This is a genomic window from Herbaspirillum sp. FG34 (assembly GCF_057809315.1).
The window spans coordinates 217,580-233,180 of the sequence record NZ_JBMDJS010000002.1 but is presented as its reverse complement, the minus strand read 5'-3'; the positions used below and the strand labels follow the sequence as shown (position 1 = coordinate 233,180).

Below are 15,601 nucleotides of genomic sequence, written 5' to 3'. Positions count from 1 at the left end.
TTTAATAGCCGCTGCGGAAGATTTCCGCCAGGCAAGCGATGGTGAGCGGGGCTCTGTCGCGAGGTGTTGGAGCCGCCGCGCTGTCGTTTGAAATCAAACAACCAGAAACTTGTTCGAGGGGCGTAAGTGAATAAAGGCGAACTGATTGAGCACATTGCCGGCGAGGCGGACATCTCCAAGGCAGCGGCAGGGCGAGCGGTAGACGCATTCATTGGTGCGGTGAAGACTACGCTGAAGAAGAACGGCACGGTCACGCTGGTGGGCTTTGGTACGTTCGCGGTGGGCAAGCGCGCAGCGCGGACCGGCCGCAATCCACAGACCGGCGCTGCCTTGAAGATCAAGGCATCGAAGGTCCCCAAATTTAAAGCTGGCAAAGCTTTAAAAGATGCTATAAAATAACGTTCTTTCGTTGCTGAGGTAACAAGCAACGAGACTGTCAAGGTTGCCGGGCGCTTAGCTCAGTTGGTAGAGCGGAGCCCTTACAAGGCTTAGGTCGGGAGTTCGAGCCTCTCAGCGCCCACCAGCATCTTGCAGTCGGCACCAGTTTAGGAGCGGTAGTTCAGTTGGTTAGAATACCGGCCTGTCACGCCGGGGGTCGCGGGTTCGAGCCCCGTCCGCTCCGCCAGATAAAACGCCTCATTCGCAAGAATGGGGCGTTTTTGTTTTTGCGCAGCAAAAACCTGCGGAGTGGAGGGAGCCGCCTGCGCGGCTCCCGGCGGGGCGAGAAGGGAATCGCTTGCAAGCGATTCCGCGGCCTGCGCTTGTGTAGGAGAGCCCCGTCCGCTCCGCCAAATAAAACGCCCCATTCGAAAGAATGGGGCGTTTTTGTTTGTACTCGGTATTCACCATGCAACGATTGCTGCTCAGGTTGAATGACAAATTTACGCGACACTCCCCAAATAAATGTGAGTTTCATGTATTTTTTCTCTATGGAAATGTTTAAACTAAGCCTGAATTTGCAGTTTCTCAAAAAACAGGAGACCGGCACACGCCGGGGCAGACATGTGTTTGAGGGAACCCGGTCCGCTTTGTGCGGGCCGAGGAAGAAGGGCGTGAGCCGCTCCCCAACGATGTGAGAAGAACCCAAGAGATGGTCAGGCGGATTCGCAAGGTCGTGCAGTGTCATGGACAAACAGGGAAAGCGTGACGACGCGGGGTGATGTCGTCCGGCCTGGGCCTGCACGTAGGCATCTAATGGGATCTACAAGGGGGTAGCGATGAAGCTCGCCAATTTCAACATTGGCGTCCGCCTGGGCGGCGCATTTGCAATAGTCTTGCTGCTGATCGTGGTCACGGCCATGGTCGGCGTCAGGAACCAGTCTTCCAACAATGCTGAAATCAACAGCATCGTCAACGAGAAATACCAGCTCATCGCCTTGAGCAACCAGATCAAGAACAATGGCTACAAGGCCAACGCAGTGCTCTCCAACATCCTGCTGGCCACCACGCCGGAGGCATCGGCCCGGTACATGGACGACTATGCCGGCTTGCGCCGTGCCAACACCGAAGCCTACAAGAAGCTGGAAGGTCTGCTCGATTCCGACAAGACCAAGGCCCTCTATGCAGAACAGACCAAGGCCCGTTCGGCCTATGGGGTGACCGTCCGCAAGTTCTTCGAGCTGATGAAGACCGGCGAGCGCGCCGAGGCCACTACCTTGTACCAGGGCGACATGTCGCGCCTGCAGGTGGATTACTTCGTCATGGTCGACAAGATGGTCAACTCGCTGGCACAGGAAATGGTGGACGATTCCGCGCAGGCCGCTGAAGACGGTCAGCTTGCCGTGATCCAGATGCTCGTGCTGGCAGCCGTGGCCGTGGTGGTGGCCTCGGTGATCGGCGTGCTCATCACGCGCTCCATCACCGCTCCCGTGCGCCACGCCGTCGTACTGGCCGAAGCCGTGGCTCAGGGCGACCTGTCCTACCGCCTCGATGCCGCGGGCAAGGACGAAATCAGTCGTCTGCTGCAGGCGCTGCAGCACATGAGCGATAACCTGCATGACACCGTCTCCAACGTACGCAATGGCACCTCGGCCATCGACATGGCCGCGCGCGAACTGGCACAGGGCAATCTGAGCCTGTCGGATCGCACCGAGCAGCAGGCCAGCTCGCTGGAAGAAACCGCCTCGGCCATGGAGCAACTGACCTCGGCGGTGCGCCAGAATGCCGACAACGCCCGCCAGGCCAGCGAGCTGGCCGTCTCGGCCTCCGACGTGGCAGTGCGGGGCGGGGCATCGGTGGAGCAGGTGGTCAACATCATGAGCGCCATCAGCACCTCCTCCGGCAAGATCGCCGACATCATCACGGTCATCGACGGCATTGCCTTCCAGACCAACCTGCTGGCGCTGAACGCCGCAGTGGAAGCGGCCCGCGCCGGTGAGCACGGACGCGGTTTTGCCGTCGTGGCCAGCGAAGTGCGTGGTCTGGCCCAGCGCAGCGCCGTGGCCGCCAAGGAAATCAAGTCGCTCATCGAGGGATCGGTCGGCCACGTCAAGGCCGGCAGCACCATCGTCGAACAGACCGTGGAGACCATCGATGAAGTCATCGCCAGCATCAAGCACGCCACCGACCTGATCACCGATATCAGCGCCTCCAGCAAGGAGCAGAGCGAGGGCATCGAGCAGATCAACCAGGCCATCAGCCAGATGGACCAGATGACCCAGGAAAACTCGGCCCTGGTGGAGCAGAACGCCGCCGCCTCCAAGGCCCTGCAATCGCAGGCCGAACAGCTGTCGGCACTGATGGGGCGCTTCCGTCTGAGCGAATTGCTGGCCCATGCCTACGCCACGCCACCGCGCAATGGTCCGCGCGAAAAGATCATTCAGCCCGAGCTGTCCCTGATCCAGGGCTGATGCCTCAGCCGGGCGGCGCACCCGCCGCCTGATCCCGGTTCCGCGAGGAGACCGCGCCCGCTTCATCACTGCGGGTGCGACAAGAACAAAGCGTCCCACCATGAACAGCTGCCGCACCAGGCCATCAAGCGCCTGGCAGTCGGCTGGCGGGGGAGGGCGCGCGTCCGTCGCGCGTGTCGTCATCGCCTGCGGGGCGTTGCGCGCGGCCTGCCCACGTCCTTGCCCAGAAAGGTTCGCCATGACGCTCCACCACTCTCCCGCCGCCGCCGAGCAGTTGTCCGATCCGCGCCAGGCCCTGGCCCACGCGCGCATTCACTCCTTCATCGAGGCCTATCGCAACGAAGGCTATCGGATTGCCGATATCGATCCCCTGGGCACGCTCTCCGTGCCCGAAATCCCCGCCTTGCTGCCACAAAGTCATGATCTGAAGGATGAGGACCTGGCCCTGGCCCAGCACCGCTTTCTGGATGGGCTGGGTCTGACCAATGTGAAGGAATTGACGCATTTTCTGAGTCGGCTCTATTGCGGACCGCTCGGGCTGGACGCCAGTGGCGTGCGCGATGAAGCGCGCCGCCAGTGGCTCTTCGCCCGGCTGGCCGCACGTGACCCCGGGGCCGAGCCGGGCGCCCAGGAGCGTGCCGCCGTGCTGGCCCGACTGGCTGCGGCGCAGCAGTGGGAGCACTATCTGCAGCAAGACTATCCGCAGGCCAAGCGTTTTTCCCTGGAGGGTTGCGAAGCCCTGCTGGTGTTGATGGATGCCCTGGTCGAACGCAGTAGTTTCTATCAGCTGGAGCAATTGTTCCTGGCCATGCCGCATCGCGGCCGCCTCAATCTGCTGGTGAACCTGATGCAGATGCCGGCCGCCGACATCGTGGCCTACTTCGATGCCAGTCGCACCACGCAAGCAGCTGCCGAGGCCGTGGACCTGCCCTACCACCTCGGTGCCGAGACCGTCCGCGCCACTGCCCATGGCCCCCTGGGCCTGTTCATGGCCCACAATCCCTCGCACCTGGAGAGCGCCTATCCCGTCCTGCTGGGCATGGTGCGCGGCTATCGCGCAGCGCATCCGCAATCGGCCATGCCAGCCTCTGTGGTGATCCATGGTGACGCCGCCTTCTGCGGCCAGGGCGTGGTGATGGAGTCGCTCAAGCTGGCCCAGCATCCCGGCTACACCGTGGGCGGTACGGTGCATGTGATCGTCAACAACCAGATCGGTTTTACCACGCCCAATCCGCTCGATCCCCTCAATCATGGCTATTGCACCGACATCGCCCGCATCGTCGGCGCGCCGGTACTGCACGTCAATGCCGACCAGCCGGAGGCGGTGTTGCGGGCGGCGCGCATGGCCTTTGACTATCGCATGCAGTTCGGCGCCGATGTGGTGATCGACCTGGTCGGCTATCGTCGCTGGGGTCATGCCGAACAGGACACCGCAACCGTGACCCAGCCCCTGCTGCACGGTTTCATCGACAAGCATCCGCCCGTCACGCAGCTCTATGCCCAGGCCGGCTGGCCGGGTTCGGAGGAGGGGGCGGCGTTGCTGGCAGCCAGCAGCCAGCAGGCCCTGGCGGGGTTCCGCGGCAGCCGTGCGTCGGCTCCGGCAAGCGCTCGGAGCGCAGCCGCCTTGGCCGGCAAGCCCGCGGCGCCAGACCTGCAGCGCCTGCGCCAGTTCGTCGAACGCATGACGCGCCTGCCCGAAGACTTTGCCACCCATCCCGCCATCACGCGACTGATCGGCCAGTGGCAGGACTGCGTCAGTACGCCCGATCAGCCCTGCAGCTGGAACTTTGCCGAGAACATGGCCTATGCCTCCTTGCTGTGGGAAGGGCGGGGCCTGCGCATTTCGGGCATGGATGTGCAGCGCGGCACCTTCATGCAGCGCCACGCCGTGTGGCATGCGATCGATGCCGCGCAAGGCGTGCAGCAGGCTTTCTGGCCGCTGCGCCAGGTGGCCGCGCCCGGCACCGCGCTGGAGGTGATCAATTCGCCGCTCAGTGAAGAAGCCGTACTGGGATTCGAATACGGCTTCAGCGTCCAGGCCGCTGCCGGTAATGGCGCTGGCGCCCTGGTGATCTGGGAGGCCCAGTTCGGTGACTTCGTCAATGGCGCCCAGATCATGATTGACCAGTACATCAGCTCAGGCCGCGGCAAATGGGGCTACCCCTCGGCATTGACCGTGCTGCTGCCGCATGGCTATGAGGGCGTGGGACCGGAGCACTCGACCGCTTATCTGAGCCGCATGCTGCTGCTGTGCGCTCAACAGAACCTGCGCGTGGCCTGTCCGGCCAGCTCGGCGCAGTGGTTCCACCTGCTGCGCGAGCAGGCGCTGCAGGCAGACTGTCCACTGGTCGTCTTCACGCCCAAGTCGGTGCTGCATGGCCAGGCGGGTTCGCAGTCGCCGTTGTCGGCGCTGTTGCAGGGCGGCTTCCAGACGCTGATGCCCGACGCCGAGGCACTGCCGGAAGAACAGGTGCGGCGGGTGGTCCTGTGCAGCGGCAAGGTGTATTACGACCTGGTCGATGGACGCACCCGTGCCGGTGATGTGCGGACCGCCTTGCTGACCGTGGAGCAGCTGCATCCCTTCCCGCAGGACAGGCTGGCTGAGGTGTTGCGCAGCTATCCGAACCTGGAGGAAGTGATCTGGGTGCAGGAGGAAGAACGCAAGCAGGGTGCCTGGCTGTGCGTGCGCGATGCCATCGAAGCATCCTTGCCGGCACAGGCAGGACTGCGGGCGGTGACCCGCCCTGATACCGATTCGGGACCGACCGCCTCCAAGACCCGTCATTACGCCCAGCAAGCGGCGCTGGTAGAGGCCGTCTTCCCGGTGTAGGTCGCGGAACTTGCGCCCGCAGAACGAAAAAAAACGGTGTACTTCATCCTGAAGTACACCGCCCACCCCCTCCGGTTTCCCCGGTATCCGTCACAGCTGACGTTGTAGTCCTTACCTTGGCGCATGGTCAAGCTGCAGTGCAATGGCGGCGGCATGATCCTTGGGTCAAAAGCGCGTCATGCCGGCCTGTCGGCCATTCATTCCATCATTTCTTCATTTCTTCATTCATCCGTTCAGTACGTCAGCGTCACGGTCACGGTATCCGAATAGGAACCGGCCAGCGGCGTCTGGGCTGCCGGGATCTGGCCATAGACGGTCAGCGTCTGGGTCAGGCCGGAACCGGTGCCGGTCAGGGTATCGGTGCCAATGGTCGAACCCCAGTTGTTGCTGCGGGCCGAGTCGCGGTACAGCGCATAGTTCAGGGTGCCGCCGCCGGCTGCGCTCATCTTGCGGTTGCTCACCGTGGAGCCGGTGCCGGTGCCGGCATCCAGGCCGACGTTGTAGGCAGTGCCGTTGGTGCACAGCACGGTAATGGTGCCGGTCTGGTTCACCACGCTCTGGGTGTAGGCGCCGAAGGCGATGGCCGAACCAACCACGGTGCAGGCGGCGACCACTGAAGCGCTGATGGTCAGCGTGCCGCTGGCCGTGGCAGCAAAGGAGGTGGGTGCGCTCGAGGCCAGCACCACGGCGGCGATGGAAGCGGCGACGAAACGATTTTGCTTGATGAAGAACATGCTGTTTCTCCTTGTCTGGCTGCCCCGTCCTCGCCCCTTGCAAGAACTTCCCTGTGCAGCGTTGGTATGGAGACACTTTAATTTCTCAGGCCCGTCACCGGCATCCGGCGATTCCCTAGCCCCCCGTCCTTTGGTGTCAGGGAAAACCTGAATCGCAACGAGAACGCCTCTCAAGCTCATCCGTACCACCCGGCGGCGCGCTCAATAGGTGATGAGCACCGTCAAGGTATCCAGATAACTGCCTGCCTTGACGTTCTGGCTGCCGGGCACGCGCCCGTAGACGGTATAGCTCCTGCTCACCGGCGCCAGCAACTGCAGCAGGTATCCATCCGTGATGAAACCGGTGCCGGAGGAGCCATCCCCCCACACCTGGGTGCGCGCGGCATCGAGATAGGCCTGGTAGTTCAGGCTGTTGGTGCCGCTGAGCATCTTGCGCTGCGCATAGGCGCCGCTGCTGCCGGCGCTGAGCTTGACGGTATAGGCGATCAGCAGCGAAACGGTGGCCTGGCAGGTCACGGTGATGCTGCCGCTGTTGTCGATGTGGTTGCTCGACTGCGGGTCATAGAGCCCGAAGGACACCGGATTGGACGCCGCCGAGCACAGCTGCTGCGCCTGTGCCGGCAGGCAGCCGGTGACGATGGCCAGCGCCATGACGGCCAGGGGCAGGGGATGGATCTGGTTCTTCATGTGCTCTCCATGATGCGGGCCGCCCTTCAACGGCAGATCACGACTTCATTGCGCATGCCGCCGTCACTGCGCGCCGGCGGCGTCAGCGTGGCCTGGCAGCGCGCGCCCGAGGGCAACAGCACGTCCAGCGTGTTGACCGGCCCGAGCTCCTGCAGATAGCTCACGCCGTCGTAACCGACCGGTGCCTGCAGGCCGCTTTCGCGCACGCGGATGGACGATCCCAGGGGAATGAATTCACCCTTTGCATCCTTGAGGATGAGGGTCACATCGGAGGCGCGCCGGGCATTGAAATGCAGCACCACGCCCGCGCGGTCACGCGGCCGCACGTATTGTTCGGACTGGTCCAGTTGCAGCGTCAGCGGCAGGTCCAGCACGTCCACCGAAATCTTGTTGACGTCATAGGCACGCAGGTCGGTGAGCAGCAATTGCCCCTTGTCGTCGGTACGGCCGACGTAGCGGTTTTCGTTGTAGATGCCCACGTTCTTGACGCCGCTGGTATCGACTACCGCAAAGCTGTCATCGATCCAGTCGGTAGCAAAGGCGCTGCCGTCCATGAAGGCCAGGGCACCGCGCGCACCCAGACGCTCACTGGAGACCTGGGCCGATTGCGAGGCTGCCGCGCTCAGGCTGCCATAACGACTCTTGTAGTTGAGCTGGCCGATGCGCTGGCGATAGCTGCCCTCGGTATCCTGCAGTTGCCAGCCGAGGTCGCCGATGGCCACCGTCGAACGGCTCGCCTGCAGCGTGCTGGTACGCTGGCCATTGTTGTTGCTCACGCTGCCACCGGCCACATCCCGTCCGCCGAAGGGGATGATCAGGCCGATGGTGGCGCCATAGCCGCTGTTGCGGAAGTCCCGGTACGCCGTCAGATAGAGGTTGCTACTGCTGCCCACGGACTTGAACCAGGTCAGGGTGACGGTCTCGCTGTCGGCCAGGCTGCTGGTGCCGAGGTCCGTGAAGAGCAGCGGACTCTTGCTGCGCGCATAGGCCAGGCTCAGTGAGCCGTAGTCACGCAGGTTCAGGCCCAGCGTGGCCAGCGTGGCGCTGCGCGCGACCGGGGCGCCCTGCAGTGCGCCGATATCCTGGTAGCCGCGGGTGGACTGGGTGCGCGACAGTGACAGGCTTACCGGATCGGCGTTGCGCTCGATGGCCAGCGACACCTGCTGACCCGAACTGGCCTGGCTGCTGCTGGCCGCCAGCGAACTGGCCAGCACCGCCCGGTTGCCCAGGTTGAAGACGGCGCCGCCACCGGCCAGCCCGAGTTGGCGCATGGCTTCGGCATGGCCTTCCAGCGTGAGCCAGTCGCTCATGCCATGGCGTGCCGTGCCGGAGAGCGCGAACTGGCCGTAGTCGTTGCTGCGCAGGCCGTAGTTGCGGCGCACCCAGCCACCCTCGGCCGAATAGGAAGACAGGCCCGGTTTCAACAGCCGGTCGGTGGCGTAGAAGTTGATGGTACGGAAGGTCTGGCGCCCCAGTTCATCGGTGACGGCCACGGCGATCTGCCCGGCGCCGCTGGCAATGGGCGGCTGGCGGATCTCGAAGGGGCCGGGGGGGACCGGCTGCGAGAGCTGGCGTACGCCGTTGACGAACAGGTCGACGGTGGAGGGCACCACCGTCTCGCCGCCCAGCGATGGCGTCGGGAAGCGCACCAGGTCCGGCCGCAGGTTGAAATCTGAAGCGTACTGGAAGCCGCCCAGGCGCACCGAGCGGCTCCACGCAAGACTGCCATTGATGACGTCGCCCAGGCGATAGCGCGTGAGCGTGGCCGGGTCCGAATAGGTATAGGCCGATTCCAGCCGCGCCGATACGCCGCCGCTGTTGCCGGCATAGCCCAGGCCGGTGGAACTGAAGACACTGCTGCCGGAGAACCAGCGGGCATCGAACAGCCCGCCCAGTGCATGCTGGTTCTGGCTGCTGGAGGCCAGCAGGTCGTAGTTCAGCACCAGCCCGCGCCCGCCCGGTGACAGGGGGACCTTGCTGGTGATGCTGGCGGCGTCGATGTCGGTGGTATTCATGAAACGGGCTGGAACCGTCAGGTTGATCCTGGCGCCGGCCTCGTCGAGGTCGACCGCCGTGGCAATGGCGCGCAGGGCGATGAGCTCTTCATCGGCGCCATCGACCCGCAGCCTGAGGCTGCGCAACTCCGCCGCCGTGGCATAGAGCGCCTGCTGGCGTCGCGTGAACTGCGCCACCAGGCTGGTGCCCCGGCCATTGATGGAAACCTCCAGCAAGAGGATCTCGTCCCCCGGCTCGGCCGCCCGTGCCAGCGCCACCATGGCCATGAGCAAGACCAGAGTGAGGCAGAGCAAGCAGCGTGCCGCGCGAATCAAGGCACCACGGTGAGTTCGGCCTCAATCGGCCCGGCATCGCTGCTGGCAGTCAGCTTGACTCGGCTGCCCACGGCAAGCGGGGTGTCGTTTTCGATCAGGTATTGCCGGGTGATGCCGGCCAGGGTATAGGGATTGCCGCCGGCCGGGGCACTCAGCTTCTTGCCATTGGGCAGCGTCAGCGCCAGGTCCAGCAGGCGCGCGCGCCGGTTGCCGCTGTTCTCGACCTGCAAGCGCAAGGGCTTGCCGGCGCGCAGCTGGTATTGCAACTGGGCCTTGGGCGGCGTCACCGGTGCGATGAACACCGGCATGGAAATGCGGAACTTGAAATTGATGGTGGCACCCTCGGTCGCCGAGGGGATTTCATCGATCAGCAGACGATAGGCGATCTCGCTGGGCGCGGCAGGCTGTTTGGCCACCACCCGGATCACCTGTGAAGCACCGGGCGCCAGGTTGAACACCGGCGGACTGATGATCAGGTTTTGCGTGGGCTGTAGCTCATCCTTGCTGTCGGCCTGCTGCCAGTCGTAGGCGCGCAGTTGCAGCGAAACGTTGTGACTGTCGTTGTTGACGATCTTGATCACGCCAGCCGTACGCGAGGACGAGAGCTCCAGCACCACCGGGGCAATTTCGAAATTGGAGGCCTGGGCCATCGGCCATCCCCCCGCCAGTGTCAGGCAGGCCAGCGCAGTCGTACGCACCAGCCGCCCCCCTATGGATGCTGAACTCGTCACGCCAGGACATCTCCACTCTGGTTGTCAGATCGTTGTCAGTTTTTTGCTAGATTAAAACGAAACAGGACAACAAGTGTGAAGAAAGTTGCAAGTGAGCCACACAATGTGATCAATAATCAAGAAAATATTTGCTCAACAGTAACCGTCAGGCGCCGGCGCAGAGCACTTGCCCAAAAAAAATGGCGCACTCTCCGGCAAGAGAGTGCGCCAAGGCATGTCGGTACCGGGCGCTGCGCGCCCGCCCTCAGGGTCAGTAGGACAGAGTAATGGCCACGACGTCGCTGTAGCTGCCGGCACGAGCGGTCTGCCCGCTCGGGATGTAGCCATAGACCGGGATGTTCTGGGTGCTGCCATTGCCCACGCCAGCCACGGTATCGCTGCCGTTGCTGTTGCCCCAGGAACGGGTGCGTGCGGCGTCCTGATACAGACCATAGTTGAGCGTATTGACCCCATCGGTCGTGCTCAGCTTGCGCGTGGCCACATTGGCACCGCTGCCGGTCCCGGCATCCAGGCTGACGGTATAGCTGGTGCCATTGGAGCAGGCCACGCCGATCTGCGCGTTCTGCTGCAGCGCGCTGGCGGCATAGGTCCCGAAGGGCAGGGCGGCGCTCTGCACCACGCATTGCGAGGGCACGATGGCCGAAACGTCGAGGTTGCCAGTGGCAGAGACAGCCAGCGCATCCAGGTTGGCGCAGCACAGCAGGCCGGCCGCCAGTAACAGGGAATGGGAATTTTTCATCAGAAGACGCGCCGTCAAAGCTCAGGAAAAGACCCTGAAAAAACAGGTAAACATCGGAATCTATTATAGAATTAATTCGAATAAACAATCGGAAAATGCCGGATGCCGATGCAGGATGCGCTTCTCCTGCTGCATCCCCGCAACAGCGTTTTCCATGAATTCGAAGAATTTGGTTCCATTTGCTGACAGAAAGAAAACAGTTGATATCGGATTGCCATCACACCGATATCGGGACAGGCAGCAAGGAGAAACTTCGGCAGCCCCATTCAAGCCCTGGCGCAGACAGGGGGGCGGGCAGCCGGGGGGGAATGCCGAGGTCGCATCAGGCGGCGTTGGCATGCGCGGTTCCCGTCAATGCAGATGTGTGAAAAACCGTGCAGCCTTGCTTCATGCACGCCGCTTTCGGGCCGATGGTCGGGTAACCGGCTGTCAAGCCGGAAGCGTGACTGGCAGACCAATGAAACGTGAACCATGCCGATAACTAGACAAAGCGGACTGGCGCGCGCCAGCACCGGCATTTTCTTCCTGCTGGCCCTGCTGCTGTCGCTGGGGGTAGCTGCATTTTCCTACCACAGCGTGCGCGATTTCGAGCAGCACGCCGTGTGGCTGCAGCATAGCCACCAGGTGATCAACAAGCTGGAACAAACCAATTCCACCGTACGCGACGTGGTCAGCAATTCGCGCGGATTCGCGCTGTCGGGCCGGGAAGAATATCGCGACGGCTTCGATACCGGCCAACGCCAGATCACCGTATTGCTGCAGGAGTTGCGTGAGCTGCTGAGCGACAACCCGCAGCAGACGCGCCTGCTGCGGCAGACCGAAGAGCTGGTGCAGCAGCGTCTGCAGTTGTCGCGCCAGTTGATGGCATTGAGCCCCGAGCAGGGGCGCATCCGCGTGCTTGAGGGCAAGGCGCTGAGCGATCATATCCGCCAGGGCTTCGAGCAGATGAAGGGCAACGAGAACGCGCTGCTGGCCACGCGCGCGCGTGACACCGCGATGAGCGCGAATCTGACCATCTTCATGGTCATCAGCGGCAGCCTGCTGAGCATGGCGCTGCTGCTGCTGGTCTATCGCAAGCTGCGCAAGGAAATGGCGCGGCGGGTGGAAGCCCAGCAGCGCGCCCAGGCCTATTCGGACGAGATCGAGGACCTCTACAACAACGCGCCCTGCGGCTATCACTCGGTGGACGAGAGCGACAAGGTCATCATCAAGATCAACGATACCGAACTCAAATGGCTGGGCTATACGCGCGAACAGGTGGTCGGCCGCATGACCCAGGCCGACCTGCTGACCCCGGCCAGCGCCCGGCGTTATGCCCAGGAGCTGCATCCGCAGTTCCTGCTCAAGCGCGAGATCAGCGGCATCGACCTCAATTTCCGGCGTGCCGATGGCAGTGAATTCACTGCATTGGTGAACGCCACGGCCATCCCCAGTCGCGACAACAGCAAGCTCATCAGCCGCACCGTCATCTATGACATCTCCGAGCGCAAGCGCGCCGAGGAAGAGATCGAGGCCCTCAATGCCGACCTGGAACGCCAGGCCCAGCATCTGCACAACGTGAACAAGGAACTGGAGAGCTTTTCCTATTCGGTCTCGCACGACTTGCGCGCGCCCCTGCGCGCCATCTCCGGTTATGCCATGATCCTGGAAGAGGATTACGCCCATGCCATCGACGAGAAGGGACGCGAGCAATTGCAGGTGATCCGGCGCAACGTGCGCAAGATGGATGCGCTGATCAATGACCTGCTCAAGCTGGCCAAGTCCACCACCGGTGAACTGACCTTGCAGCGCTTCTCGATGGAGGAACTGGTGGGCCAGGTGGTGGCCGGTCTGCAGCAGGAAAACCCCGGCGTGATCTTCGAGGTGGCGCATCTGGAAGGCGCCGTGGCCAATCGCGGCCTGATTGCCCAGGTATGGGAAAACCTGCTTGCCAACGCCGTGAAGTTCAGCAGCCGCAGCGAACAGCCGCGCGTGCGCGTGACCATGCAGGCCGATGCCGAAGAATACGTCTACGGTGTGCACGACAACGGCGTCGGCTTTGACATGCGCTATGCCCACAAGCTCTTTGGCACCTTCCAGCGCCTGCACCGCCAGGAGGAATATGCCGGCACCGGCATCGGCCTGGCGCTGGTGCAGCGCATCGTGGTGCGCCACACCGGCCGGGTATGGGCCGAGAGCAAGCCCAGGGAAGGTGCCAGCTTCTACTTTGCGCTGCCACGCAAGGGGGTGGTCCCCAGCCTGGGCGAGTCGCGTCGCTCTTCCGACGAAAATTGAGGAGATCAACTCCGTGAGCCAGATTGAGAGACAGGTCCCATGAGCATTCCCCTGCGCGTACTGTTCGTCGAAGACATGGAAGAAGACGCCGTGCTGATGGTGCGCGAGTTGAAGCGCGGCGGCTTCGATCCGGCCTGGGAACGGGTCGACGACGAACAGGCCCTGTTGGCGGCGCTGCAGGCGCAGCGCTGGGACATCGTCATCTCGGATTATTCCATGCCCATGTTCTCGGGCGTGGAAGCCTTGAAGCTGGTCAAGGCCCACAACGACCAGACGCCCTTCATCATCGTCTCCGGCGTGATCGGCGAACAGACGGCGGTGGAAGTGATGAAGGCCGGCGCCCAGGATTACTTCTTGAAAAGCGCCATCGCCCGCCTGCCGCACGCGGTTGACCGCGAGCTGCGCGACGCCCAGGCGCGGCGCAAGCAACGCGCCAGCGCCCAGGCCCTGCGCGAGATGCAGGCGCGCTTCAATGCCTTCATGAACGCGGCCCCCATGCCGACCTGGATCAAGGATGCGCAGCTGCGCTACAGCTACGTCAACCCGGCGCAATCGGCTTTCTACGGCATGACCCCGCATGACATGGATGGCATGACCGATGCCGAGCTGATGACCACGGGCGGTGCCGAAGCCTCGCGCGAATACGACCGCAAGGTGCTCGAAGAAAAGTGCGAGCTGCACACCCAGGAAACCGTGTTCGACCATAACCACAACGCCCGCATCCTCGATGTGGTGCGCTTCCCGATCAGCGGCGAAGGCAAGGGTGACATGGTGGCCGGTCTGGCCATCGACGTTACCGAGCGCGAGCAGTCGCGCCGCGAGCTGGAGCTGGCGATCCAGCGCCAGCAACTGCTGTCCTCGCGCGTGATCGAGGTGCAGGAGCGCGAACGCCAGCACCTGGCGCGCGGCCTGCATGATGACGTCGGCCAGTCGCTCACCGCCCTGAAGATCAACCTGGAAACCATCAAGAAGACCGGTTCTCTGGAAGGCCCCTCGCTGCAGAACGGCATCGACATCGTCACCGCCGTGCTGGCCCAGGTGCGCAGCCTGTCGCTGGACCTGCGCCCGCCGCAGCTGGACAACCTGGGACTGATCGCGGCCCTGCGTTCCTACGTGGAGCAGAAGTCCAAGCTGGCCAACGTGCATGGCTGGTTCGAGAGCAGCGGCCATGACGGAGAATTGCACCACGACATCGAGAACACCGCCTTTCGCATCGTGCAGGAAGCGGTCACCAACATCCTGCGCCATGCGAAGTGCCAGAACATCTGGGTCAAGATCGACCGCCAGCAGGATCAGGTCTATCTGAGCATCCGCGATGACGGCCGTGGTTTTGACATCGAGCGTGCGCGCAGCAACGCCATTTCCGGCACCAGTTTCGGCCTGCTCAACATGGAAGAGCGGGCGGTGCTGGTAGGCGGCTCCATGGATATCACTTCGGCGCCCGGCGCAGGGACGGAAATCGTCATGCACCTGCCGGTCGCCCCCATCGTCAGGAGGATGTAAATGCTTACTCGAATCATGCTGGCCGACGACCACGCCCTGGTGCGCAGCGGCATCAAGGCCCTGCTCACCGCCATGCCGGGCGTGGAGGTGGTAGGTGAGGCCTCCGATGGCGCCGAGGTCATCGAGATGATCCCGCAATTGAAACCCGACCTGGTGCTGCTGGACATCGCCATGAAAGGCATGAACGGCCTGGAAGCGCTGCGCCGCCTGCGGGGCGAGTACCCGACCATCCGCTTCCTGATGCTGTCCATGTATGGCAGCGAGGAATACGTGATGCAGGCCTTGAATGCCGGGGCCAACGGCTATCTCTTCAAGGATTCGGCCGCCACCGAGCTGGAAAAAGCCCTGTATGAAGTAAAACACGGTCGCCAGTATCTGGATTCGCACATCTCGCGCGAGGCGCTGGATAACTATATGAAGCGTGTTGCACAAAACGGTACGCCCGTCGAAGTGCTGACCCCGCGCCAGCGCGAAATCCTGCAGTTGATCGCCGAAGGCAACAATACCAAGGAGATCGCCTACCAGTTGAACGTCAGCGCCAAGACCATCGAGACCCACCGGGCGCAGCTGATGGAGCGCCTGGACATCCGCGACGTGCCCGGCCTGGTGCGCTATGCCATCCGCACCGGGATTGCCACTCCGGACAAGTGACAAAAGCCTTGAGTGAAGAGATATTCACATTCAGGAAAATTCTGAGTTTTTTTGAAAATGCCTGTGCAATAATCCCCTGACAGTACGGGAATCGGCGTCGGTACTGGTGTGAAGCAGAGCGCCGATGCTGGAACGAAGCCGCAGGGCAGCTGCCGCAGTCGCCTGGACTGGTCGGCGTTGCCTCCGGGGATGGGCGGGGCAGGCGGCAACGCGATGCAGGATGGCTGTGATGTGGTCATCCAGACAAGAACGGTTCCAGCGTGACATTTATTG

11 protein-coding genes and 2 tRNA genes are annotated in these 15,601 nt (G+C 62.9%); 8 read left to right on the top strand and 5 right to left on the bottom strand.

Annotated features, from left to right (window positions below; all coding sequences use genetic code 11):
- Positions 1-126 precede the first annotated feature (126 nt).
- The 5 genes from ACODSZ_RS03105 (at position 127) to ACODSZ_RS03085 (ending at position 5,679) form a co-directional block, all read left to right on the top strand.
- On the top strand, positions 127-399 hold the full coding sequence (locus tag ACODSZ_RS03105) for an HU family DNA-binding protein (protein ID WP_008329418.1): 273 nt from the start codon (positions 127-129) through the stop codon (positions 397-399).
- Positions 400-447: 48 nt separating this feature from the next.
- A tRNA-Val gene (locus ACODSZ_RS03100) sits at positions 448-523 on the top strand.
- Positions 524-548: 25 nt separating this feature from the next.
- Positions 549-625, top strand: a tRNA-Asp gene (locus ACODSZ_RS03095).
- Positions 626-1,217: 592 nt separating this feature from the next.
- Positions 1,218-2,849: a methyl-accepting chemotaxis protein gene (locus ACODSZ_RS03090; RefSeq protein WP_008329416.1), complete on the top strand. Its 1,632-nt coding sequence runs from the start codon at positions 1,218-1,220 to the stop codon at positions 2,847-2,849.
- A gap of 238 nt (positions 2,850-3,087) precedes the next feature.
- Positions 3,088-5,679 (top strand): 2-oxoglutarate dehydrogenase E1 component, encoded by a 2,592-nt coding sequence (locus ACODSZ_RS03085; RefSeq protein ID WP_488927022.1) that lies wholly within the window; start codon positions 3,088-3,090, stop codon positions 5,677-5,679.
- 233 nt (positions 5,680-5,912) lie between these two features.
- Here ACODSZ_RS03085 and ACODSZ_RS03080 read toward each other — a convergent pair whose 3' ends face one another.
- The 5 genes from ACODSZ_RS03080 to ACODSZ_RS03060 all read right to left on the bottom strand — a co-directional run bounded on the left by ACODSZ_RS03080 (position 5,913) and on the right by ACODSZ_RS03060 (position 10,900).
- The gene (locus ACODSZ_RS03080; protein ID WP_008329413.1) at positions 5,913-6,413 is read right to left on the bottom strand and encodes a Csu type fimbrial protein; all 501 of its coding nucleotides are present in this window, start codon (positions 6,411-6,413) and stop codon (positions 5,913-5,915) included.
- A gap of 201 nt (positions 6,414-6,614) precedes the next feature.
- Entirely contained in the window at positions 6,615-7,100 is a 486-nt protein-coding gene (locus ACODSZ_RS03075; protein ID WP_488927021.1) for a Csu type fimbrial protein, read from the bottom strand.
- Between the two features lie 26 nt (positions 7,101-7,126).
- Positions 7,127-9,409: a fimbria/pilus outer membrane usher protein gene (locus ACODSZ_RS03070; protein ID WP_488927020.1), complete on the bottom strand. Its 2,283-nt coding sequence runs from the start codon at positions 9,407-9,409 to the stop codon at positions 7,127-7,129.
- 17 nt (positions 9,410-9,426) lie between these two features.
- Complete coding sequence (locus ACODSZ_RS03065) at positions 9,427-10,161, bottom strand: fimbrial biogenesis chaperone (protein WP_349627554.1); 735 nt, start codon at positions 10,159-10,161, stop codon at positions 9,427-9,429.
- A 250-nt stretch (positions 10,162-10,411) separates the two neighbouring features.
- Positions 10,412-10,900: a Csu type fimbrial protein gene (locus tag ACODSZ_RS03060; RefSeq protein ID WP_175343433.1), complete on the bottom strand. Its 489-nt coding sequence runs from the start codon at positions 10,898-10,900 to the stop codon at positions 10,412-10,414.
- Between the two features lie 471 nt (positions 10,901-11,371).
- Between ACODSZ_RS03060 and ACODSZ_RS03055 the strand changes: the two genes are divergently transcribed.
- Genes ACODSZ_RS03055 through ACODSZ_RS03045 form a run of 3 tightly spaced genes read left to right on the top strand, consistent with a single transcriptional unit; the run spans position 11,372 to position 15,328 of the window.
- Positions 11,372-13,174 carry a sensor histidine kinase gene (locus ACODSZ_RS03055; protein WP_175343434.1) on the top strand — a complete coding sequence of 601 codons (1,803 nt, stop codon included), beginning with the start codon at positions 11,372-11,374 and terminating at the stop codon, positions 13,172-13,174.
- A 39-nt stretch (positions 13,175-13,213) separates the two neighbouring features.
- On the top strand, positions 13,214-14,677 hold the full coding sequence (locus ACODSZ_RS03050; protein ID WP_008329402.1) for a hybrid sensor histidine kinase/response regulator: 1,464 nt from the start codon (positions 13,214-13,216) through the stop codon (positions 14,675-14,677).
- Positions 14,678-15,328 (top strand): response regulator, encoded by a 651-nt coding sequence (locus ACODSZ_RS03045; RefSeq protein WP_008329401.1) that lies wholly within the window; start codon positions 14,678-14,680, stop codon positions 15,326-15,328.
- The last annotated feature ends 273 nt before the right edge of the window (positions 15,329-15,601 follow it).